Source organism: Candidatus Caldatribacterium saccharofermentans (assembly GCF_050267035.1).
GTDB classification, from domain to species: Bacteria; Atribacterota; Atribacteria; order Atribacterales; family Caldatribacteriaceae; genus Caldatribacterium; species Caldatribacterium saccharofermentans.
On record NZ_CP187957.1, the window covers coordinates 696749 to 717914 of the forward strand.

At 55.5% G+C, this 21166-nt stretch carries 21 protein-coding genes; 3 read left to right on the forward strand and 18 right to left on the reverse strand.

Translation table 11 applies throughout. The features are described 5' to 3' along the window. Nucleotides 1–5: 5 nt before the first annotated feature. From ACPT9Q_RS03645 to ACPT9Q_RS03660, 4 genes are read right to left on the reverse strand one after another with little or no spacing between them, the layout of a single operon-like run. Nucleotides 6–989 carry an ABC transporter permease gene (locus ACPT9Q_RS03645; protein WP_427366353.1) on the reverse strand — a complete coding sequence of 328 codons (984 nt, stop codon included), beginning with the start codon at nt 987–989 and terminating at the stop codon, nt 6–8. Then, a complete protein-coding gene (locus ACPT9Q_RS03650) occupies nt 986–1939 on the reverse strand; it encodes an ABC transporter permease (RefSeq protein WP_427366355.1) in 954 nt (317 codons plus the stop codon). The genes ACPT9Q_RS03645 and ACPT9Q_RS03650 overlap by 4 nt, the downstream gene beginning before the upstream one ends. Continuing rightward, nucleotides 1936–3456: a sugar ABC transporter ATP-binding protein gene (locus tag ACPT9Q_RS03655; protein WP_427366356.1), complete on the reverse strand. Its 1521-nt coding sequence runs from the start codon at nt 3454–3456 to the stop codon at nt 1936–1938. Before ACPT9Q_RS03655 ends, ACPT9Q_RS03650 begins: the two co-directional genes overlap by 4 nt. A 56-nt stretch (nt 3457–3512) precedes the next feature. Next, the gene (locus ACPT9Q_RS03660; protein ID WP_427366358.1) at nt 3513–4499 is read right to left on the reverse strand and encodes an autoinducer 2 ABC transporter substrate-binding protein; all 987 of its coding nucleotides are present in this window, start codon (nt 4497–4499) and stop codon (nt 3513–3515) included. A gap of 293 nt (nt 4500–4792) precedes the next feature. Between ACPT9Q_RS03660 and ACPT9Q_RS03665 the strand changes: the two genes are divergently transcribed. Beyond that, nucleotides 4793–6361, forward strand: a complete 1569-nt coding sequence (locus tag ACPT9Q_RS03665) for an FMN-binding glutamate synthase family protein (RefSeq protein ID WP_427366360.1) — start codon at nt 4793–4795, stop codon at nt 6359–6361. Nucleotides 6362–6405: 44 nt separating this feature from the next. Here ACPT9Q_RS03665 and ACPT9Q_RS03670 read toward each other — a convergent pair whose 3' ends face one another. The 9 genes from ACPT9Q_RS03670 to ACPT9Q_RS03710 form a co-directional block, all read right to left on the reverse strand. Next, nucleotides 6406–7836, reverse strand: a complete 1431-nt coding sequence (locus ACPT9Q_RS03670; protein WP_427366362.1) for a radical SAM protein — start codon at nt 7834–7836, stop codon at nt 6406–6408. A gap of 68 nt (nt 7837–7904) precedes the next feature. Continuing rightward, a complete protein-coding gene (locus tag ACPT9Q_RS03675; RefSeq protein WP_017873796.1) occupies nt 7905–8642 on the reverse strand; it encodes a hypothetical protein in 738 nt (245 codons plus the stop codon). Beyond that, a complete protein-coding gene (locus ACPT9Q_RS03680; RefSeq protein WP_017873795.1) occupies nt 8639–9913 on the reverse strand; it encodes an FAD-dependent oxidoreductase in 1275 nt (424 codons plus the stop codon). Before ACPT9Q_RS03680 ends, ACPT9Q_RS03675 begins: the two co-directional genes overlap by 4 nt. After that, nucleotides 9906–10328, reverse strand: a complete 423-nt coding sequence (locus ACPT9Q_RS03685; protein WP_038305266.1) for a 4Fe-4S dicluster domain-containing protein — start codon at nt 10326–10328, stop codon at nt 9906–9908. The genes ACPT9Q_RS03680 and ACPT9Q_RS03685 overlap by 8 nt, the downstream gene beginning before the upstream one ends. A 2-nt stretch (nt 10329–10330) precedes the next feature. Beyond that, entirely contained in the window at nt 10331–11851 is a 1521-nt protein-coding gene (locus ACPT9Q_RS03690) for a glutamate synthase-related protein (protein WP_017873793.1), read from the reverse strand. Continuing rightward, nucleotides 11820–12920 carry a hypothetical protein gene (locus tag ACPT9Q_RS03695; protein ID WP_017873792.1) on the reverse strand — a complete coding sequence of 367 codons (1101 nt, stop codon included), beginning with the start codon at nt 12918–12920 and terminating at the stop codon, nt 11820–11822. Before ACPT9Q_RS03695 ends, ACPT9Q_RS03690 begins: the two co-directional genes overlap by 32 nt. A gap of 9 nt (nt 12921–12929) precedes the next feature. Next, on the reverse strand, nt 12930–14264 hold the full coding sequence (gene glnA / locus ACPT9Q_RS03700) for a type I glutamate--ammonia ligase (protein WP_017873791.1): 1335 nt from the start codon (nt 14262–14264) through the stop codon (nt 12930–12932). A gap of 173 nt (nt 14265–14437) precedes the next feature. Next, entirely contained in the window at nt 14438–14638 is a 201-nt protein-coding gene (locus tag ACPT9Q_RS03705) for an integrase core domain-containing protein (protein WP_427366364.1), read from the reverse strand. Further along, complete coding sequence (locus ACPT9Q_RS03710) at nt 14575–14880, reverse strand: integrase catalytic domain-containing protein (RefSeq protein WP_427366343.1); 306 nt, start codon at nt 14878–14880, stop codon at nt 14575–14577. Before ACPT9Q_RS03710 ends, ACPT9Q_RS03705 begins: the two co-directional genes overlap by 64 nt. An 899-nt stretch (nt 14881–15779) precedes the next feature. Here ACPT9Q_RS03710 and ACPT9Q_RS03715 point away from each other — a divergent pair. Then, complete coding sequence (locus ACPT9Q_RS03715) at nt 15780–17150, forward strand: ammonium transporter (RefSeq protein ID WP_427366365.1); 1371 nt, start codon at nt 15780–15782, stop codon at nt 17148–17150. A gap of 12 nt (nt 17151–17162) precedes the next feature. Further along, nucleotides 17163–17501: a P-II family nitrogen regulator gene (locus ACPT9Q_RS03720; RefSeq protein WP_017873956.1), complete on the forward strand. Its 339-nt coding sequence runs from the start codon at nt 17163–17165 to the stop codon at nt 17499–17501. Nucleotides 17502–17683: 182 nt separating this feature from the next. Here the strand turns inward: ACPT9Q_RS03720 and ACPT9Q_RS03725 are convergent, their stop codons facing one another. The 5 genes from ACPT9Q_RS03725 to ACPT9Q_RS03745 all read right to left on the reverse strand — a co-directional run bounded on the left by ACPT9Q_RS03725 (nt 17684) and on the right by ACPT9Q_RS03745 (nt 21144). Continuing rightward, complete coding sequence (locus ACPT9Q_RS03725) at nt 17684–19315, reverse strand: NAD+ synthase (RefSeq protein WP_026137374.1); 1632 nt, start codon at nt 19313–19315, stop codon at nt 17684–17686. Further along, a complete protein-coding gene (locus tag ACPT9Q_RS03730) occupies nt 19291–20034 on the reverse strand; it encodes a glutamine amidotransferase-related protein (protein WP_017873959.1) in 744 nt (247 codons plus the stop codon). The genes ACPT9Q_RS03725 and ACPT9Q_RS03730 overlap by 25 nt, the downstream gene beginning before the upstream one ends. A gap of 97 nt (nt 20035–20131) precedes the next feature. Then, on the reverse strand, nt 20132–20431 hold the full coding sequence (locus ACPT9Q_RS03735) for a hypothetical protein (RefSeq protein WP_427366367.1): 300 nt from the start codon (nt 20429–20431) through the stop codon (nt 20132–20134). A gap of 99 nt (nt 20432–20530) precedes the next feature. Continuing rightward, entirely contained in the window at nt 20531–20932 is a 402-nt protein-coding gene (locus ACPT9Q_RS03740) for a type II toxin-antitoxin system VapC family toxin (protein WP_427366368.1), read from the reverse strand. Next, entirely contained in the window at nt 20932–21144 is a 213-nt protein-coding gene (locus tag ACPT9Q_RS03745; RefSeq protein WP_017873032.1) for a DUF2281 domain-containing protein, read from the reverse strand. The genes ACPT9Q_RS03740 and ACPT9Q_RS03745 overlap by 1 nt, the downstream gene beginning before the upstream one ends. Between the last annotated feature and the right edge of the window lie 22 nt (nt 21145–21166).

Consider the following 21166-nt stretch of genomic DNA (forward strand, 5'->3'; position numbering starts at 1 on the left):
CCAGCCTATATCTTCCGCCGGGCCAGGAGGACCTGGTTGAGGAGGACGCTCCCAACAAGAACCACTCCCAGGGACCCCAGCTGCCAGATCTGGTGAATCCCCGCAAGCTGCATGCCGTTGTAAAGGAGGGTGATGATGGCAATCCCAAGGACTACCCCACCGATACTCCCTTCACCACCTTTAATGCTCACCCCGCCCAGAACCGCAATGGTGATGGCCTGGAGCTCATACCCCGTGCCGATGTCAGGTCGGGCACTGGCGATGCGGGAGGTGATGATCCAGCCCGAGAGGGCGCTCAGAATTCCCGAGAGGGTGTAGACGGTGACCCTCACCCGGCAGACGTTAATCCCCGAAAAGAGCGCTGCTTTCTCGTTGCTGCCCACCCCGTAGAGATACCGGCCGAAAACGCTCTTTTCAAGGAGAAGCCAGAGGAGAAGAATCACCGGAACGAAAATGCAGAGGACCTGGAAGGGAATCCCCGCAATGCGGTACTGCCCCACAAAATAGAAGGACTCGGGAAAGCTCGACACCGGCATGGGATTGGGGCCAAAGCGGGGGTCAACGGCGATGATGAGGGCCAGGGACCTGTAGATGTAGAGCGAGGCCAGCGTCACGATGAAGGGGAGGATTCTGGTGTAGCTCACGAGGACCCCGTTGAGGTACCCCATACCCGCCCCAGCGAAAAGCCCAAGGAGAATGGACAGAGAAGGGTTGAGCCCAACCCGCCCGATGAGCACGCCAATAATCATGGCCACAATGGTGAGCATGGAGCCAACCGAGAGGTCGATGCCCCCACCTCCAGAGAGAATGACGAGCATCTCCGCAAGGGCCAGAAGCCCCAGTTCCACCCCGTACTGGGTCATGTTCGTGAGGTTGTAGAAAGTGAAAAACCCAGGAACACTCACGGCAAAGACCACAAAGAGTGCAACGAAAAGCACAAGGAGGAAAAGCACCCGGTTCTCCACAACGTAGTCCAGGATTCGTTTCATGACCGTTCCCCTCGAGCTCGAATAACGTCAATCATCACGGAGAGGATGATGAGGACCCCAACAACCAGGCCTTCACTCAGGGCAGGGACATTGAGAAGGACCATGCCGTTTTTAATGATGCCCACGAGGAAGGCACCAAGGAGACTGCCGATGACCGTTCCCCGTCCCCCGAGAATGCTTGTCCCCCCGAGCACCACCGCAGCGATAACCTCAAGCTCAAAACCGCTTCCCGTGTTCGTCTGGACAATCCCCGTGCGGGCAACATAGACAAGGCCAGCGAATCCTGCCAGGGCTCCCAGAACGGCGTAGACGAAAAGCGTCGTCCTCCTGAGGTCAATGCCTGAGATCCGGGCGGCTTCGGGGTTATTCCCCACGGCGTAAATCGCTCGTCCCAGGGGACGGGAAGAGAGGAAGTAGGTGAAAAACGCGATGAGCACCACGGTGATCCACATGGATATGGGGACGCCAAGCCACTTGCCAAGACCGATCACCCGAATCGCCGGCGGGATTCCAGAAATCCACCGTCCCCCAAGAAGCTGGTACATGAGGCTCCGGAGGATGCTCATCATGCCCAGGGTCACGATGATAGGAGGGACATTCCCGAAGGCAACGAGCGTCCCGTTGAAGAGGCCGATGGCCAAACCTGTGCCGAGGGCAGAAAGAAGGACAAAGAACGGCGAGTACCCTCCCATGAGGAGTTTCCCTGCCACCACCGAGGCCATCCCCAGGGTGGAACCCACGGAAACATCGATGCCCCCGGTGATGATGACCATGGTCATGCCGATGGCCGAGATGGCCGTTCCGGCAAGCTGGAGGAGGAGATTCGAGAGGTTACTCACCGACATGAAACGCTCTGTCGTCAGGGAAAAAAGGATGACGAGGACCACAATGAGCCCCAGAACCGTGAATTCCCGCCGCCGCAGCACCTTTCGAAATCCGGTATTTGTCACACCCCCACACCTCCAGCAACAGCCATCCGCTCGCCCGTTGCGGCCCGAATGATGTTCTCGGCAGTCTTCTCCGGGCCCTCGAAAACCCCTGTGATTCTCCCCTCGTGCATGACGACGACCCGATCCGACATCTTGAGAATCTCGGGAAGTTCTGAAGAGATCATCATGATCGCCAGTCCCCGGTCTGCAAGGTGCGCGATGAGGTTGTGAATTTCGGACTTTGAGGCCACATCAATCCCCCGGGTCGGCTCGTCAAGAATGAGGAGTTTTGGCGTTACCGAAAGCCACTTGGCGAGGACAACTTTCTGCTGATTTCCACCGCTTAAGCTGTAGACCCTGGTTTTGAGATTTGGGGTTTTGATGTTGAGTTCTCGTATATGCTTCTCGGCAATGTCCCGTTCTTTTCGGACGTCGACAATCCCCAAGCGCCGCACGAGTTCCCTGAGAACGGTGACCGAGATGTTGTAGGCCACACTCTGGATGGGGAAAAGTCCCTGAACTTTTCGGTCCTCGGGGAGATAGGCAATACCAGCCTGCATGGCCTCCTCAGGAGACCCAAAGCTCACCTCGCGGCCGTCGAAGAATACTTTCCCGCTCTCCGGACGGAGAAGGCCGAAAATGGCCTGGGCGACATCGGTTCTGCCCGAGCCCACAAGACCGAAAAAGCCGAGAATCTCTCCGGGGAAAAGGTCGAAGGAAATATCGAAAAACCGAGGTCTTCTCGTCAGTCCTTGCACTGAAAGGATTGGGCGGTCACCCTTTACGCCTTCGCGGGCGATCTCCTCCACAAGGAGCTTCCCGGCCATGAGCTCGACAATTTTTGCCCGGTCGACAGCGGTGATGGGGAATTCCCCCCGGACCTCCCCATCCCGCATGACCGTCACCCGGTCGGCAATGCGGAAGATTTCCTCGAGACGGTGGGAGATGTAGATAATCCCCACACCCTGGTCCCGGAGCTTGCGGATGATGGTGAAGAGCCGCTCGGTCTCGTGTTCGGTGAGAATCGCCGTGGGCTCGTCAAAAATAATGACCTTCGCTTCATACACCAGGGCCTTGGCGATGAGGACAAGCTGCTGCAAGCCCACGCTGAGCTCGCCCATGGGTTCCCGCAGAAAGTGGTGCGGAAGACCGAGAGAGGCAAAAAGCGACCTTGCCTGTTCCTCTTCTTTCCTCCAGTCGATGTTCCCCCAGGGCGTCCGGATTTCCCGACCGAGGAAGATGTTCTCGAGAACACTGAGCTCGCTGTACACCAGGGGTTCCTGGTACACGGTGGAGATGCCTATTTCCTGAGCTTTCCGGGGCGAATCGATGCGGACGGGCTGACCCATGTAGAAGATGTCCCCCCGGTCCGGAAGAAGGGCCCCGGAGATGATTTTAATCAGGGTGGACTTCCCCGCACCGTTTTCCCCAACCAGAGCATGGACTTCCCCAAAGCGCAGAGTGAAGTCCACACCCCGCAGTGCCTGCACACCTCCGAAAGACTTAAAAATCTTGCGGCATTCCAGGATGTACTCCATCGCCATCTCTCCGAACAAAAAGGGCGCCCCGAAGTGGGGCGCCCACTTGAGTTTTCTCAGAAGAACATGTACTGGTCGATATTGGAAGCGTCGAAGACCTTTGGCGGCCCAAGGACCAGCATCTTGTCCTTGGCGATGTACTTGGGTTTCGTCTCGATTCCCGGGACCTCGTACTCTTTCCCGTCTTCGAACTGGTTCCCGTCAAGGAGGTATTTTGCAGCCCAGACGGTGAGGTAACCAAGATCAATGGGGTTCCAGAGGACGAAGGACTTCACGGTGCCACTCTTCACGTACTTGGCCATCATGGAAGGCACCGAAAGCCCTGTGGCCACAATCTGACCGCTTTTGCCTGCCTGTTCAATGGCCTCAGCAACTCCCGGAGCCGAGGTGCTGCACTGGCCGATAACGCCTTTCAAGTTGGGGAAGGCGTTGATGAGATCAAGCATGACGTTGATGGCCATCTGGACGTCTTCCTCGGCATAGCGGATGGTCACGAGCTTCATCTTGGGGTACTGGGCCAGGCGCTCGAGCTCATAGGCAATCCAGATGTTCAGGTTCCAGGCAGTGGGGCCGCAGGAGACGATGGCGAATTCACCCTCGTAGTTCATGGCCTTGGCAAGCTCATCCATCACCGTGTACCCGATTTCGTTCTGCAGCGCCTGGTTCACGAAAAGGTCCCGCACGTCCTGGGCACCGTCGGTGTCGCTTGTCATGACGAGAATGCCCTTCTCCTTGGCCTTCTTGAGAACTGGGGTAATTGCCGCCGGGTCATTGGGCGCCACCGCAATGGCATCAACGCCCTGGGTGATGAGGTTATCGATGATTTCAATCTGCTTGGCTACGTCCGCCGTCACAGGGCCGGTGTAGATGAACTCCACGTCAAGATCCTGCGCCGCCTTCCTCCCACCCTCTTCCATGGCGTTGAAGTAGGGGATTCCGATGAGCTTGGGCACGAAGGCAATCCTGTACTTGGCCTCGGCCATGACAACAGAGAGGAGCAGGACCGCAAGAACCACAAAGAGCACGACCGCAAACCTCTTCACACCACATCCCTCCCTTTCGGTTTTGTACCTTTACTATAGCCCACCGCAGTGTGCTTTTCAAGACTTCCACTGCACACTTCCCCCGGACCTACAACGTATTGACTTTTTCACAGTCTTCTGGTAAAAAATCCCTGACCAAGGACGGTCAGCGGACAAAGGCGTCCAGAAAACAAAGGCGTTTGGCACCCTTTTGGGGTGTTGAACGCCTTTTGCTTTCCGAGGAAGGAGGTTGAAAGAACCAGAGATGGCGAACCGGTGCAGGCAGTATAACTCTAAAGGTGGAGGTGAGAGGAATGTCCTTCTCAAGACCCAACTTTTCTGAAGCCACCAATACTCGGCTTCGCCTCAAAGACTACTCTCCATTTAGCGGCATGTGTGTGACCTGCCTTGACGGATGCCCGGGCTACTGCGAAATCGGGAAGTCCGCTATTCGTGGCAGAGAGTACATCTACCCCAAACCGTACGGCAAAGTTACCTCGGGTTCCCAGAAGAACTATCCTGTGGACTTCTCGCACTTTAACATCAATGGAACCTGCGTAGGAGCCCAGGGCGTCGCTGCGGATCCCGATGTTGCCACCTTCCCCAACGTGGACATCGAGCTACGACTTGGGGACATTAAGCTCCGTGCCCCCTGGTTCACCACCGGCCTTGGCTCAACCTTCATTGCCCGGGATAACTGGGAGGGAGTGGCCATTGGCTCAGCCCTTTTCGGCACCATGGTGGGTGTTGGGGAAAACGTCTGTGGGGTTGATCCCGAAGCAGAGTTCCAAAACGGTAAAGTCATCCGCTCACCAGAAATGGAGCGACGGATCAGGCTATTTCAAGAGTGGCAGCGAGATGGATACGGAGGAGTGATTGTTCAGGAAAACATCGAGGACTCGCGTTTTGGCACCCTCGAGTACGTCATAGAACAGCTGGGTATAGAGTTCGTGGAAATCAAATGGGGACAGGGCGCAAAAGACATCGGAGGCGAAATCAAGCTTCCAGACATCAAGCGAGCCAAGCAGCTTAAAGATCGGGGCTATATCGTCTTCCCTGACCCCGATGACCCGGTCATTCAGGATCTCGCCGAAAAAGGTGGAATCAAAGAGTTCGAGCGTCACTCTCGCCTCGGCATGGCCTCCCTTGAAGGATTCCTCAAGCGAGTGGAAGAGTTGAGGAAACGAGGGGCAAAGTACATCTCCCTGAAGACGGGAGCTTATAGACCGAAAGACCTGGCCTTAGCCCTTAGGGCAGCCTCAGAGGGGAAAATCGATCTGCTCATCGTCGACGGAGCCGGTGGCGGGACGGGAATGAGCCCCTGGCGCATGATGAACGAGTGGGGCATCCCCACCGTGTACCTCGAGGCACTCACGTACAACTACGCTAAGCTCTTGGCAGAAAAAGGGAAACACATTCCAGCTATTGCCATAGCCGGCGGTTTCACCATGGAGGACCATATCTTCAAGGGACTGGCCCTTGGAGCTCCCTATGTGAAGCTCATCGCCATGGGAAGGTCCACGCTGACCGCCGCCATGGTGGGGAAAACGATCGGTTCACTCATTGCCAGCGGCAACATTCCCAAGGATTACGCAGAGTACGGTAACCAGGTGGAAGAAATCTTCACTGCAGTTGCCGAGATGAAGAAAATCCTGGGCAACGATTGGAAAAAAGTTCCTCCTGCAGCCTTAGGTGTTTACGGCTATTTCGACCGCCTGGCTACAGGTCTGAAGCAGTTCATGGCCGGAGCGCGAAAGTTCAAGCTCGAGTACATCAGTCGTGACGATATTTTTGCCCTCACCGAGGAAGCCGCAAAGGTCACCGGCATCCCCTACGTCATGGACCTTGACAGAGAAGAGAGTCTGAACATTCTCCTTGGGTAGTCCCAAAGCTCCGGAGGCCTCCGGAGCTTTGGGTTTTGCATTCTTCAGGCTGTTACCTGAGCGAAGGGTGTTTCTTTCAGAGAAGAGTACCATTCGGCGTTGAACTTGCAACCAGGGTCCGGACCGAGGTAGTCACCGAAGTAGGCATAGGCCCGGGCACGACACCCACCGCACACCGCCCGGAACTCACAGACCCCGCAGTGACCACGGTACAGCTCCCGCAAACGGAGTTCCCGCAGGACCCGTGAGGTATCCCAGATCTCTTTCAGGCGCTTTTCAAAAAGCCGCCCCACCGGAATGGGCATGAACACACAGGGCGTCACCGTCCCATCGGGTTGCAGTGCGCAATACGCCCTCCCTGCCCCGCAGCCACCCACGTACTCGGCACCGACTCTGGCGAGCTTCCCTTCAGAAACGGAGTAATGCCCGGTAATGACGATGCCCTCGGGGTTTTTCTCCACACACTTTCTCCCAAACTGCGGGCTGGTGCTGAAGACCTGTATCTCCTTCTCCATGAGGCATCCGTAGAGGACCTCAAGCATTTCCTCCCGCTCTTCAGGACTCAGGTCATCGCTCCAGATTTCCCGTCCTCTCCCGGTCGGAATGAAGTTGAAAACGTAGAAACGATGGGCTCCAAGTTCTTTTGTCAGCCGGTACAGGGCGGGGAGATCCGCAAGGTTCCCCCGGGTCACCGTGGGCGCAACACCCACCAAAAGACCGGCCTTCACAGCATTTTCAATGCCTTTCACCGTCTTCTCCCAGAGGCCCGGGATACCCCGGAAACGGTCGTGGTACTCGGGGGATGAGCTTTCGAGGCTCACCTCCACATACTGGATACCATGGTCTTTGAGCTTCTTGCACATGTCTTCAGAGAGCAGGGTGCCATTGGTGGCCACCGAAAGGTAGATTTCCTTCGAAGCAGCGTACCTGGCTACAGTAAAGAACTCAGGGTCACACAGGGGTTCCCCTCCGGAGAAGGCGAGTGTTGGCACAAAGTTCTCTTCAAGCTCGTCCACCACCCGGAGCCGCTCTTCAAGGGAAAGCTGCGCTGTCCTCTTTCCCGCATTCTGGTAACAGTGGCGGCACCGCAGGTTGCAGAGGTTGGTGAAGTTCCACACCACAAGGAGAGGGCTGGCGAACTTCTGCGGGCGGGTGGCCCCGTATTCGGCCACGCTCCGGGCAAGGTTGATGGTCGCCCGACGAATGTTCCGGGACCCGAAGATTTCCCGCACCAGGTACTCCTTCTTCCAGCGAAGGAGCACCCTCAGGATATCAATCACAAGGTACACAGGGAGAAAACTCAGGAATTCCAAAAAGGACAGGCCCTTTTTAGGCTTCCCATAGTGCATAAGGAGCTTTTCAAGCCTCACACTGCCATCGCGGGTCCTGCGGGTTACCCAGCGGAAAACTGCCCGGACAATCCAGAGGTTGAGATATCGCCTCACCCGTTCAGGGTTCATGAGGTACCGGTTCATCCTCTCACCCCCCTTGCCCTTATTTTAGCAGTTTCTTGCGGGGTGAGTGCAGGAAATGGGGAATTTCCTCAATAGGCGTAGAGTCTCCCGTATGGACGGGTCGTTCGGGGGAAAATCTTGATGAAATCCTGACGGCCAAAGGGGGGAAGGGAGATAGCAAGGTCAGTGGCAAACTCCTCAAGGTACTTCTCAAGTTCCCTGAATTCTTCCTCCGTGGGAATGTCAAGGCCAATTCCTGCTCCCACCTGAGATGGCGCAACAGTACCCCGGACGAAAATCTTCCCCCCGTGCATCCCCGAGGCCACAAAATGCCCCACCGGGGACTTCTCTTTCGGGGTCCAGAGCCCAAGAACCACAATGAACCCTCCAGCCATGTACTCTCCCAAAAAGTCTCCCGTTTCCCCCCCGATGACGATCACCGGATGTTCATCTTCGTAAGATTTCATATGAATACCCACCCTGTACCCCACGTTGCCCCTGACCCAGATTTTTCCACCCCGCATGGACAGGCCGAGGATATCCCGCGCATCTCCCTGAACCACGATCTTCCCCTGGTTCATGGTGTTTCCCACCCCATCCTGGGCGTTCCCAAAAACCCAGAGGGAAGGACCGTTCAGGAATATACCTAAATCGTCCCCAGGTATCCCCTTAATGTCGATGCGACCTTCCCCTTCAAGAGCCCTCCCGAGGTACCGGTGGCCACACACCTCCTCAAGCACGATATGGCGGCAGCCTCCCTTCCACCATTCTTCCACCAGAGCGTTCACGTCACGGTAGTGCTTCCCCCGGCAATGCAGAACTTTCATGCCTCGACCCCAGCTCCCTGAACAAGATGTTTTCGATACTCAGCGGGCAAAGCAATAAGGCCAAAGCGCTCATCCAGGAGCTTGTCCTTAAGGGAGTGAAGGGATAAACGTTCCCGGATAAGGTGAACGAAGAGTCCGGCCTTTTCAATGTCTCCAACCAGAACAAACCCTACAAGCCGACCGTCAAGGAGGACGAATTTCCGATACCGGTCTCCTTCGCTCCTTGAAAGGACCTCAAAGGTATCATCAGGCGGATTGACCACTCCACAGGATGCCAAAGGGACGTCTCCAATCTCAACCACATTGAGAGGGAGACTCCCGGGATACTGTACTTTCCTGCCAGCCATATTCTTCCCCGCTACCTTCCCCTGACGCACCGCCTCAGGCCATATGGCCACGACCGTCCGCTCTCCAGTGATGTAATGCCTTGTTTCGGCCACATCCCCAGCAGCAAAAATCCCTTGCACGGAAGTCTCCTGGTGTTCATCCACCATGATCCCCCGCCCCAGAGAGAGGCCAGAGTCCAAGAGCCACTCAATGTTGGGGCGAACCCCTATGGCCAGAATGGCCAGGTCAGCCCGCAGGAATTCCCCACCCTGCAATCTTGCCCCAAAAAGACGACCTCCACGGTCCACAAAGGAGGCAACGGTATTCTCCGTGATGACCCGGACTCCCGCCTGCTTCAAGGCTCTCTCGAGATACTTCGAGCCCGCAGTATCAAGCATAGCCGGGAGAAGGCAGGGTGCAAGTTCCACCAAGGTAACCCTGAATCCCCGGTCCAGAAACGCCTCACAGGTCTTCAGACCGATAAATCCCCCTCCCAGAATGAGTACCTCTTCCACCGGATACCGGGCAAGAAAACGTTCAACCTGCAGGAGGTCCTTGCCCCTTGTGAAAGTGAAGACTCCCTCAAGCTCCTTTCCCTCAACAGAGGGAACAATCGGGACACTCCCAGTGGCAATAAGCGCTCGGTCGAAAACAATCCGTTCCCCACTATCAAGGTGGACCACCCGTTCTTCGGCTTCCAGGGCCACCGCTTTCCTTCCCCAGAGTACCGTCACCCGAGGGTTGCAGACCACATCGCCCCAGTACGCGGGTCCCGGAATCCTTCTCCCCAGGGCATAGGTGATCAGAGGACGGGAATACAGCTCTTCGTCCTCACTAACGGCAAGAACCTGCCCTTCTACATCCTCCTCCTGAATGCTTCGAGCAGCCCACCAGGAAGCTACAGAAAACCCTACAAGAAGATACCTGACCCTTCTCTCACTCATAGGTCAACGCCTCATTCGGACAGTACTCCACGCAAGGTGGGGTTCCTTTTCCCCCGCAGAGATCACATTTACTCACCGCCTTTTTCTCGCCCCCTCGCTGAATGACTCCAAAGGGACAGCTCATCACGCACATGAGGCACCCCACGCACTTCTCTTCGTCGCAGAGAACAACTCCTTCCTCACGGTGCATAGCCCCCGTCATACAGTTCTCGACACAGGGGGCTTCCTCACAGTGACGGCACTGGAGGGCAAAAGAGGTGTATCCCTCCTCTTCCACCCGTACCCGGGGGAGGGGACGGGGGTGCTCTTCTCGAAAAGCCTTCAGAATTTTGCCACTTCGGGAGTGCTTCACTATGCACATAATCTCGCACAGCCGACATCCGATGCAGAATTCTTCATGAATCCGTATTCTCATCTTCACCACCCTTCCCCTGCTGGTTTCACCCCAAGAAGACGCATCTCCTCCTGGGTAAGCCCCACCGCCCGGAGGTGCTCTCTGTTCCCCCGCAGGCTCTCGATGGCATTAATCCCCATACCTCCGAGCATTTCCTTGATTTCCATCGCCCAGGCCCGAAGGAGGTTCACTAATCGACGTTTTCCAACCTTAGGGTTGAGACGCTTGGTGAGGTAGGGATCCTGGGTGGCGATGCCCCAGTTGCACTTTCCGGTGTAACATTTCTGACAGAGGTGGCAACCCAAAGCCACGAGGGCCGCGGTACCGATGTAGACTGCATCAGCCCCAAGAGCAATGGCCTTGATGACATCGGCACTTGAGCGAATGCCCCCGGCAACAACAACGGAGGCCCTGTGTCGTATCCCCTCCTGACGCAATCGTTCGTCAACCTGCGCCAGGGCAAGTTCAATCGGAATGCCCACGTTGTCCCGGATGACCTGAGGAGCAGCACCCGTCCCGCCCCGGATCCCATCGATGACTACCACGTCCGCTCCCGCCCGCACACACCCTGAGGCGATTGCTGCCACGTTATGCACCGCGGCAATTTTCACCAGAATTGGCTTGGTGTACCCGGTAGCTTCTTTTAAGGCGAATATCAGGCGTTGCAGATCCTCAATGGAATAAATATCGTGATGAGGAGCGGGGGAAATGGCATCACTCCCTACGGGGATACGGCGAGTTCGGGAAATCTCGGCCGTGACCTTTTCTCCAGGAAGATGTCCTCCAATACCGGGTTTTGCTCCCTGTCCAATTTTAATCTCAATGGCTGCAGCAACCCGGAGATACTCAGGGTGCACGCCAAAGCGACCCGAAGCCACCTGTACGATAATGTTCTTCCCCCAGGGGTAGAAGTCTGGATGGAGCCCTCCCTCACCACTGTTGCAGAACGTTCCTGCCTCTTCTGCTGCTTCCACGAGAGACCGAAAGGCGTTGTAGCTGATGGACCCATAGGACATGGCGGAAAAAAGCACCGGCACCTTCAGCTCAAGCTGAGGAGCAAGAACCGTGCGAAGAACGGGGAGATCACCATTCCAGTCGACGTTAAGGCATTCCTCCTTCCTCCCCAAAAACGTTCGGAGCTCAATGGGTTCTCGCAAAGGGTCAATGGAGGGATTGGTCACCTGACTGGCATTCAACACCAGATGGTCCCAGTAAATCCGGTAGGGAAGGTCGCAACCCATGCCGGTAAGGATGACTCCCCCGGTCTCGGCCTGCTTGTAGAGATTGCGGAGGTGATTGGCGCCCCAGTTGGCATTCGCCCGAAAACCGGGCTCTCGCCGTACCACGTCAATGGCCTGAGTGGGACACAGGGTGACACAGCGCTGGCACCCTACACAGCGCACCTCATCGCTCAGAATTTCATCGCTTTCGCCGTCCCAGCTGTGTACGTCATGAGCACACTGGCGCACGCACACCTGACAGCGAATACACCGGCTGTCGTCCCGCACAATCTTAAACTCTGGAAAGAGCAAGCTTTTGGCCATGGATGACCTTCTCCCCTACGCGTCCGACCACCACTTCCCCGGCCCTCAGTTCCACCACTCTCTCAGGGCTCGGTTCCACCTCCCGCACAGCAGCCTCTTCACTTGCAAGGTAGAAAACCTCCCTCTTCCAGGCCGCCACCATAGGACGGAGTTTTATCCGATCCACAAGGCCAAACATTCCTCCGGGAAAGCCCACAATAATGCTGAAAGGACCGTTGAGAAGGGCCCCACCATAGGTTATACGCAATGCCCGGTACAGGCTTTTTTTAGGCTCCTCCATAGCATCGATCTGCTCCCAGAAGGGAGCGGCAAGAATTGCTCCCAACCACTCCACAGGAACGCCATGTCTCCGCACCAGGAGGTCCACAAGGTAGGCGATGACCTCGGTATCCGTTTGCAACGTACAGCAATACCCAAAGTTCTGGAGGTATCTCCGGTTGATGCCGTAAGAGGAAATCTCCCCGTTGTGCACCACGGAAAACGAGAGCAACCCAAAGGGGTGGGCACCTCCCCACCAGCCGGCGGTGTTGGTAGGAAAGCGCCCATGAGCAATCCAGCAGTATCCCTCGTACTCGTCAAGGCGAAAGAGCTCGCCAATGTCTTCCGGGTATCCTACACCCTTGAAAATCCCCATGTTCTTCCCGCTTGAGATAACATAAGCCCCGGGGAAGTGGGCATTGATGTCCATAACAACCCGGACGACTTCATCCTCTTCATCGCCCTCCGTCCCCCGCAGCCGGAGGAAGTACCGGATAAAAAGGGGGTATGCTGGAATAGCCCGAGTTTTTCGGGTAGGGATGATTTCCGCCTTCTCTATGACAAAGCGTTCCTTGAGGTATGTCTCAAGATCCGGGCGGCGGTGGGGATCGTCGTACAGCACGTGGAAGGCATAGAGCTCGGAGTACTCAGGATAGATACCATAAGCGGCGAACCCTCCTCCAAGCCCGTTGGAACGCTCGTGCATCACCGCCATAGCTCGAATGACGGTTTCTCCTGAAATCCGCCGGCCATCCTGGTTAAGGATGCCAAAAACAGCGCATCCTGAAGGAACCCGCCATAATCTCTCCATAACGCCCTCCTATAAAATGGGGAGGTACCGTTCTATTTCATAGGGATGCACAACCACACGGTATTCGTCCCATTCTACGAGTTTACTCTCGATAAGGTACGTGAATACGTGCTCTCCCAGGGTCTCCCTAAGGAGTTTGCTCTCCAGGGCACAATCAATGGCTTCCTTCAGGCTTCCCGGGAGCGACTCAATGCCCAGTGCTTTCCGTTCCTCAGGACTCATGTGGTAAACGTCTCTTTCAACTGGTTCGGGAAGTTCATAGTTTCCCTCCACTCCTGCCATACCGGCGGCAAGCATCACCGCAAAGGCAAGGTAGGGATTGCAGGCGGGGTCAGGATGCCGCACTTCAATCCGGGTCGCCTTCTCCTTTCCTGGTTTGTACATCGGCACCCGGACCAAGGCGGAACGGTTTCTTCGGGCCCAACAGATATACACCGGTGCTTCGTATCCCGGCACAAGACGCTTGTAGGAATTCACCCACTGGTTGGTAACCAGAGCAATTTCCCGAGCATAGCGCAGAATTCCAGCGATGTACTTCTTGGCCACATCCGAGAGGAAATAAGGATCATGGGGATCGAAAAAGGCGTTGGTATCGCCACGAAAGAGTGACTGATGGGTGTGCATCCCGGATCCATTGATACCCATAATGGGTTTGGGCATGAAGGTGGCGTAAACTCCGTATTTCTGGGCAATTTCCTTCACCACGATGCGATAGGTCATGACGTTATCGGCCATGGTGAGGGCATCGGCATAGCGAAGGTCGATTTCATGCTGCGAATACGCTACCTCGTGGTGGCTGTATTCCACTCGTATGCCCATTTCTTCTAAAGTACGGATGGTGTCCCGCCTGAGGTCTGAGGCTGCATCGAGGGTGGTGAGGTCGAAATACCCTCCCCTGTCCAAGGGAACGGGCTCCTTATCACTTTTAAAGTAGAAAAACTCGAGCTCCGGTCCAACGTAGAAGGTATAGCCCTTCTCGGCAAGCCTTTTCAGGTTCCTCTTGAGAACATACCTTGGATCCCCCTCAAAGGGGGTCCCATCAGGATTCAGGATGTCGCAGAACATCCTGCCCACTTTCTCTTCCCCAGAACGCCAGGGGAGGAGCTGAAAAGTAGCAGGATCGGGAAGGGCAACCATGTCGCTTTCATCGATACGGGCAAAACCCTTGACGGAGGACCCGTCAAAACCCATGCCTTCGTAGAGCGCGGTTTCAAGCTCTTCGAAGGGAATGGCAAAGCTCTTCAGGCTTCCCAAAACGTCGGTGAACCAGAGACGGATGAATTTCACCCGATTCTCCTTGCAAACACGCAGAACATCCTCTGGAGTTTTGCAGCTACAGGGCACAAAAGAAACCCCCTTTCGAGAAAAAATAGGCGCTTTTGCCCCACCCTCGGAGCAAAAGCGCCTTATCGCAGGCTTTCCACCCGGCTCTGGGTGTTCTCTGAGTTTGCCTTCAGCGGCAAAGCTAATTATACGGAGAACGATGCACTGCTGTCAATAGGTTGTACGGGTTCATATCATGTGGGACACTCAACAAATCCAGTATCCCTCAGGTACTCCCAAGGACTCCTGTATCCCAAGCTCCAGTGTGGTCTTTTCCTATTGTACACCTCTTCCGTCCACCTTTTAAGGTGGAACCTCATGGTTGCAAGATCTACTTCATCCTCATAGTGCGCCCAGAACTCCTCCCGGAAGGTCCGATTGAGCCGTTCCACCACTCCACGGATATGGGAGACCTTGGAGGAAGGACGAAGAGCTTGATACCGTATTCCTTGCAGGCCTCCTCAAATTCCCCATAGAATTCACTTCCTCCATCTACCTGAATAGCCCGCACTGGAAAGGGGCACTTCCTGAGGAGTTCCTCGAGGAACACCCTGGCGAGATTAGCCGTAGCCCTGGAATGGAGGGAGGAGTAGGCCCACCTCGAGACAAGGTCTCCGGCGGTAAATTGCTTATACACCTTTCCAGGGAGGGGACGGATGTCCAGAGTGTCGATGGCGGCAAGATCCCTGGGGATTCCACCTCGTAGTCTTTGGGTTTTCTCTGGGCATGGGGTCTCTGGTGTCCCCTTCTATTCCCTGTGACAGAAACCTTCCTCGGTTTCTCTCCCTCTCTCAAAAGACCCCGGGCCTTGAGAGATTTGAGGATCCTCCCCACGGTGGAGGAAGAAGCAGTGAAACCCTCTTTCCTGAGGAGGACGGTGAGCTTTGCCTTCCCCAAAGAGGGGAATTCCTCCCGGAGTCTTTGAATTCCCTCCACAAGCTCTGAGGCCCACTGAGGCTTCCGGACCTTTTTGGGTCTTCTGGACCTTCCTTCCGGGTTCTGGAGGTTTCTGGGGTTGAACTTTTTCTTCCACCGAAAGGAGGCTTCGGGCTATTCAATCTTTCGCAGGTGACGGCTAAGAGGAGGGACTGAGCAAAGTCGAGGACTTCAAGGATTCTCTCTTCTTGGAGAGTCCATGGATTCTCGCAAGCTTCCCGATGGCATTCCTTCTGGGAAGCTCAAAAGGCGGAGGACCTCCAGAATATGCCTGAAGCATCCTTGTTCCCTTTGTGCTACTCTTCATGTAGGTGCAGGGCCTTTCTTCTCTTAGGGTTTTCGACACTGAGTCAGGATACAGGTCTCTCCCCTTTTTGTCTCCCTTACTTACCGCAGATCTCTGTGAACCTATCCAGGGTATTGACTTTCCCCAAGCCCCTCGAGTAAAATATCACCGGGACAATGGGGTCTCTGCGAGGAGGCAGGGACCCCTCTCCTTTTCCTAGGCTTTGGGCAAAGAGGCCCCTTTCTTGGGGAGCAAAGACGCCCTGGAAAGGGGCCTTTTCTTTTCCATCCAATTCTCAAAAAGGGGTGGTGAACATGCGGTATGCCCTTCTCCTCTGTATCCTGATCGTGGTACTTTTCGGAAGCCCGTCGTATGCCTCCGATCCAAAGGGAACGGAAACTCTTAGTGCGCAACCTGGGCTCCCCACCGACTACGTGTGGGTCCTAGTGTGTGGATTTCTGGTCTTTTTCATGCAGGCCGGGTTTGCCATGGTGGAAGCAGGGTTTTGCCGCTCCAAAAACACCACAAATCTTCTGAGCAAGAATCTCATTGACTTTGTAGTGGCTACACTTGTGTTTTTCGCCGTGGGGTATGGATTCCTAAAAGGAAAAGACATCGGGGGATTCATCGGTTCTGGTCACTGGTTCCTCCTTGGAGCGTCCTACGACGTGGGAACTTACCTTGACTTTTTCTGGCAGCTTGTCTTTTGTGGAACAGCAGCAACCATCGTCTCTGGAGCAGTAGCAGAACGACTGAAATTCTCAGCGTACCTTGTGTATACCCTTTTTGTGAGCCTCTTCATCTACCCCGTATACGCTCACTGGGTATGGGGTGGAGGGTGGCTATCGAAACTCCCCTTTGGTGTGGGTCATGTGGACTTCGCCGGATCCGGAGTGGTCCATGCAGTAGGAGGGCTTGTGGGTCTTGCCGGAGCCATGGTCCTTGGGCCACGCTTTGGAAAGTATGGGAAAGACGGAAAGCCCCGTGCCATTCCTGGACACAACCTTGCCTTGGCAGCGCTGGGAACCTTCATTCTCTGGTTTGGTTGGTTTGGCTTCAACCCTGGAAGCACTCTCAGCGCTCATCACCTCCGTATCGCTGTAGTAGCCGTGAACACTAACCTCGCCGCTGCCTCCGGAGCTCTGACCACGCTTCTTCTCGTATACGCCAAAACCCGTAAATGGGATCTCGGCATGACCCTCAATGGCACCCTGGGAGGGCTCGTGGCTGTAACCGCCCCCTGTGCCTGGATTGAAGCCTGGGCAGCAGTGGTCATCGGAGCTATCGCAGGACTCCTTGTGGTGGGAGGGGTGGAATTCCTTGAATCCCGAGGCATAGACGACCCTGTAGGAGCGGTGAGCGTCCACGGTATCAACGGTTTGTGGGGGCTTTTGAGTGTGGGGCTTTTTGCTGATGGGACTTACGGTCTGTACTCTCTTGAACCACCTTATGTTACTGGGCTTCTCTATGGAGGCGGCACAGGACAGCTCGTTGCCCAGCTTATAGGAATAGGCACAGTGGCAGCCTGGAGCTTCGGTCTGGGATACATGCTCTTCAAAGTCATGGACCTCTCCTTTGGCATTCGGGTCCTCCCAGAAGAGGAACTCCGGGGGCTTGATCTGTACGAGCATGGAACCCCGGCGTATCCTGAGTTCACCACTCATCGCATGTTTGTGGGTTCATGAGGAGGGATGAACATGCTGAAGCTGGAAATAGTTGTTCGGGAAGAGAAGGTGATGGAGGTCGTGGCCGCCCTCGAGCGGTGCGGATATCCGGCGGTGACCATGTACCCGGTGGAAGGCCGAGGATCTCAGAAAGGACTTGTGGAACAATTTCGAGGAAGAAAGTACGAGATTCCCTTTCTGCCCAAGATCAAGCTCGAGGTGGTCATCCGGGACGAGGACTATGAACGAGTGGTGGAAACCATTATCACCGCCGCCCGCACAGGTGAAATAGGAGACGGGAAAATCTTTGCCTGCCCGATTGCCGATGCAGTCCGAATCCGCACCGGAGAACGGAAGGAAGTCGCCCTTTGAGTATTCTCCAAAGCCATTCACGGGGCCGAAGGTTCGCCTTCGGCCCTTTTTTCTGGAAACGGCGGAACACCCGGAAAAAGCCAGGATGAGGGGAAGGGTTCTAACGCTGACAACAGGTTCTCTCCAAGGTGGGGTCTTTCCGGAGCCCTCTGTTGGAACCCCCACAATTCATGGCACCAAGCTCATTCCCATCCCTTTTTCCAGGCAATAGGCATTCTCCGCCCCACCCCAAAGGCCTTGGTGGTGACTCGAAGACCCGGGGCCGCCTGGCGTCTCTTGTACTCAGCCTGGTCCACCCGCCTTATGACCTCCTTGACGACCACTTCGTCAAAACCCAGAGCCGCGATGTCCTCAGGGGAGAGGTTGTCCTCGATGTAGGCCTTCAAGATGGGATCGAGCACGCCATAAGGAGGGAGGACATCCTCGTCACGCTGGTGAGGACGAAGCTCAGCCGATGGAGCTTTCACCAGTACCCGCCGAGGGATAATCTCTCTTTCCCGGTTGATGTACCGGGCCAGCTCGTACACCGTAGTCTTAGGAACATCGGCTAAAACATCTAACCCTCCAGACATGTCCCCGTACAACGTGCAGTAACCCATAGCGAGCTCGGACTTGTTCCCGGTACTGAGCACGAGATACCCCTCCCGGTTGGAGATGAACATGAGGATACTCCCTCGAATTCGAGCCTGCAGGTTCTCCTCAGCAAGATCCACCAAGGGCGTGCCAGAGGGATTGAGCACACGAAGATAGGCAGAGAAAATCTCTCCAATAGGAATGACGCGAAATTCGATGCCCAAATGTTCTGCAAGTGCCTGGGCGTCTTCCAGGCTCTCCTTTGAAGAGTAGAAAGAGGGCATGCCCACACCCGTGACGTTTTCTGCTCCCAGGGCAAATGTCGCCAAAGCCGCAACAACCGAAGAATCAATGCCACCGCTTAACCCCACCAGGGCTTTCTTGAAGCCTGTTTTTCGGAAGTAATCGCGGATGCCAAGGAGGAGCGCCTGGTACACTTCTTCGATACCCTCACAAACCTGGGAAGGGTTTTTCGCTTGGAGAGAGCCTTCCGTATCGATGACGGTACAGTCTTCGGCAAAGGACTTTCCCTCCCAGACAATGCCGCCGGCAGCATCGAGGACAAGGCTGGATCCGTCGAAAACGAGTTCGTCATTGCCTCCCACCTGATTCACGTAGACCAGGGGACAGGTGTACTTCTGGGCAATGTGGGAGAGCATACTGGCACGCAGGCGCTTCTTCCCAAAGTGATAGGGAGAAGCCGATATATTCACCAAAAGTGTGGCTCCCTGGGTGAAGAGATCTTCCAGAGGATCAAGGTCATATCTTGGTCTTGACCAGAAATCCTTGTCGTTCCATATATCCTCACAGATGGTAAGACCAAGCCTTTCTCCAAAGAAAGTCACAACCTTTCGTTCCTTTGCCGACCGAAAATACCGCACCTCATCGAAAATGTCGTAGTTGGGAAGGAGCGTCTTGTCCTGCCGAGCGCAGAGCTTCCCCGCAAAGAAGAGCAAAGCCGAGTTGTAGAGCTTCCCCTCTTCCCTCACCGGGGCGCCGAGAAGCACTCCTATACCCTGGGAAGCGGGGCGAATCTCCTCTTCAAGCACCTCCTCCACCGCCCGGAGCATCTCCTCCCGGAAGAGGAGATCCCGGGGTGGATACCCCACAAGAGAAAGCTCTGGAAAGACCACAAGATCTGCTCTTTGAGCTCTAGCCCACGAAATTCCCTGAAGGATCTTCTCGGCGTTCCCCCGAACATCACCAACAGTGGGATTCATTTGCCAGAGAGCAATCCGCAACCTCTCGACCCCCCTGCAATCACCCAGCAGAGATTCTCCAGGAATCTCCTGCGGATGTCTCTATCCTCCTCAAAACGCCTTTTCGTTTCCTCCCGGAGCCTTTCAGGAAACGCCGCTCCCCCAAAGCGCAAAAGTTCCTCGCGATACACCTCACTCCAGAGAGCCACCATGGCTTCTGTGACCTCAAGGTGAAACTGAAGGGCAAAAATCCTCTCGCCATACACGAAGGCCTGATTCCTGCAGGAATCACCGGAAGCAAGAAGCACCGCCCCTTTAGGAAGGGCAAAGGTATCCCCATGCCACTGAAAGACAAAGAAGTCATCCGGAAGCCCGGCAAAAAGAGGAGACGATTTCCCTTCTTCCGTAAGCCGTATTCGATACCAGCCAATTTCCTTCACCATACTGGGGCCAACCCACGCCCCGAAGGCCCGGGCAATGAGCTGTCCCCCAAGACATACGCCCAGTGTGGGGAGGCCTGCGTGATAGGCCTCCCGAATAAGGCGCTCCACCTGAAAAAGGTAGGGATAACGGTCTTCCTCGTAAGCACCCATGGGACCCCCAAGAATCACCAGGGCTCCATAGGGCTTCACCGAAGGGGACAGAAAGACCTGTGGATCTTCCATGAGGCGGATGTCTACCTCAAAACCTCGCTGTTGAAAAGCTGCTCCGAGAAGACCCAGGTCCTCAATGGCCACATGCTGTATCACGAGAATCCTCAAGGATGTCATCCCTCCTCAAGGATATTCCCGGGTGCTCAGGTCGGCCCCGAGAACCCCAACCGGTTGCCCCGTGTCACTGAGGATAGGAAGGCTATCGTTACGCAGAGCCAGCGAGTGATTGCGGAAACGTAATCGCACTCAGCGAAGACACTGCGTTTCCTTTAAGCCGGGCAATCTGACTCACGACGGTCCCCATTTCCTCGGCAACCGAAGCTACCTGTGCAGTAGTAACCTCAAGTCCCGTCTCAAACCCCAAAAGCACTCCTTGAAGCCGCTCAAGAAGTGTAAAAACTTCTGCATCCTTCATGGGGACTGGTCGCACAAGGTCTCCAGAGAGCATTCGTTCCAGTTCCTGACAAATCGACGCCAGTACATCCTCCTCGGAAAGGCGGAGCACCCCTTTCACCTCCAAAAAAAGAGGTGCCTGTTCACTCAGGCACCCTTGCTTCGGCATCCTCGCCTTTTTGGGCGCAGTATAGCAGAAAAACCACAAAAGTCAAGATTGCAGCACTTCCCCGGGAGTCTTCCTCCCCCGTTCGGTTTGGTCAAAGTCGTGGTCGAAGCTCACGATGGTGAGGTCGTGCTTTTCGGCCACGGTGTACTGGTAGGCGTCGTCGAAGTCGAGGTGATAGCGTTCCATGGTTACAATAATGTGTTCCATTTCCTGGGGTCTGAGGCCAAGTAGCCCCACCTCCCCTTCGACGAAGAGGTCCCGAATGAAAAGGAGAAAAGCCTCCGGTTTCTTCAAGCGGGTGAGGATCACACCAAGAGAATGCAGGGTAAAATCGGTGAGGAAAAGCCGGGAAGATGGAACTTCCGCCAGGAAACGCCCCACCTCCTCAGACCTTTCCCGGTTCAGGAGCCGCTCCAGCCACACGTTGGTGTCCACAAGAAACATCAGTTTTCCCGCCACTCAAGGGCTTTTTTTTGCAACTCAAGGGAGGTATACTGCTTTCGGTATTCCGAGAGCGCTCCAGCCCAATCCTGCCGGAGTTTCTTCCCGCCCCAGACCCTTCGCATTCTCTTCTCCCAGAGGAACTCCACGAAATCCTCCACCTCCTGACGGAGCTCAGGAGGGAGTTCCCGGATTTTCTCTTCGAGAGTCTTCATGGACTGACCTCCCATCATTCAA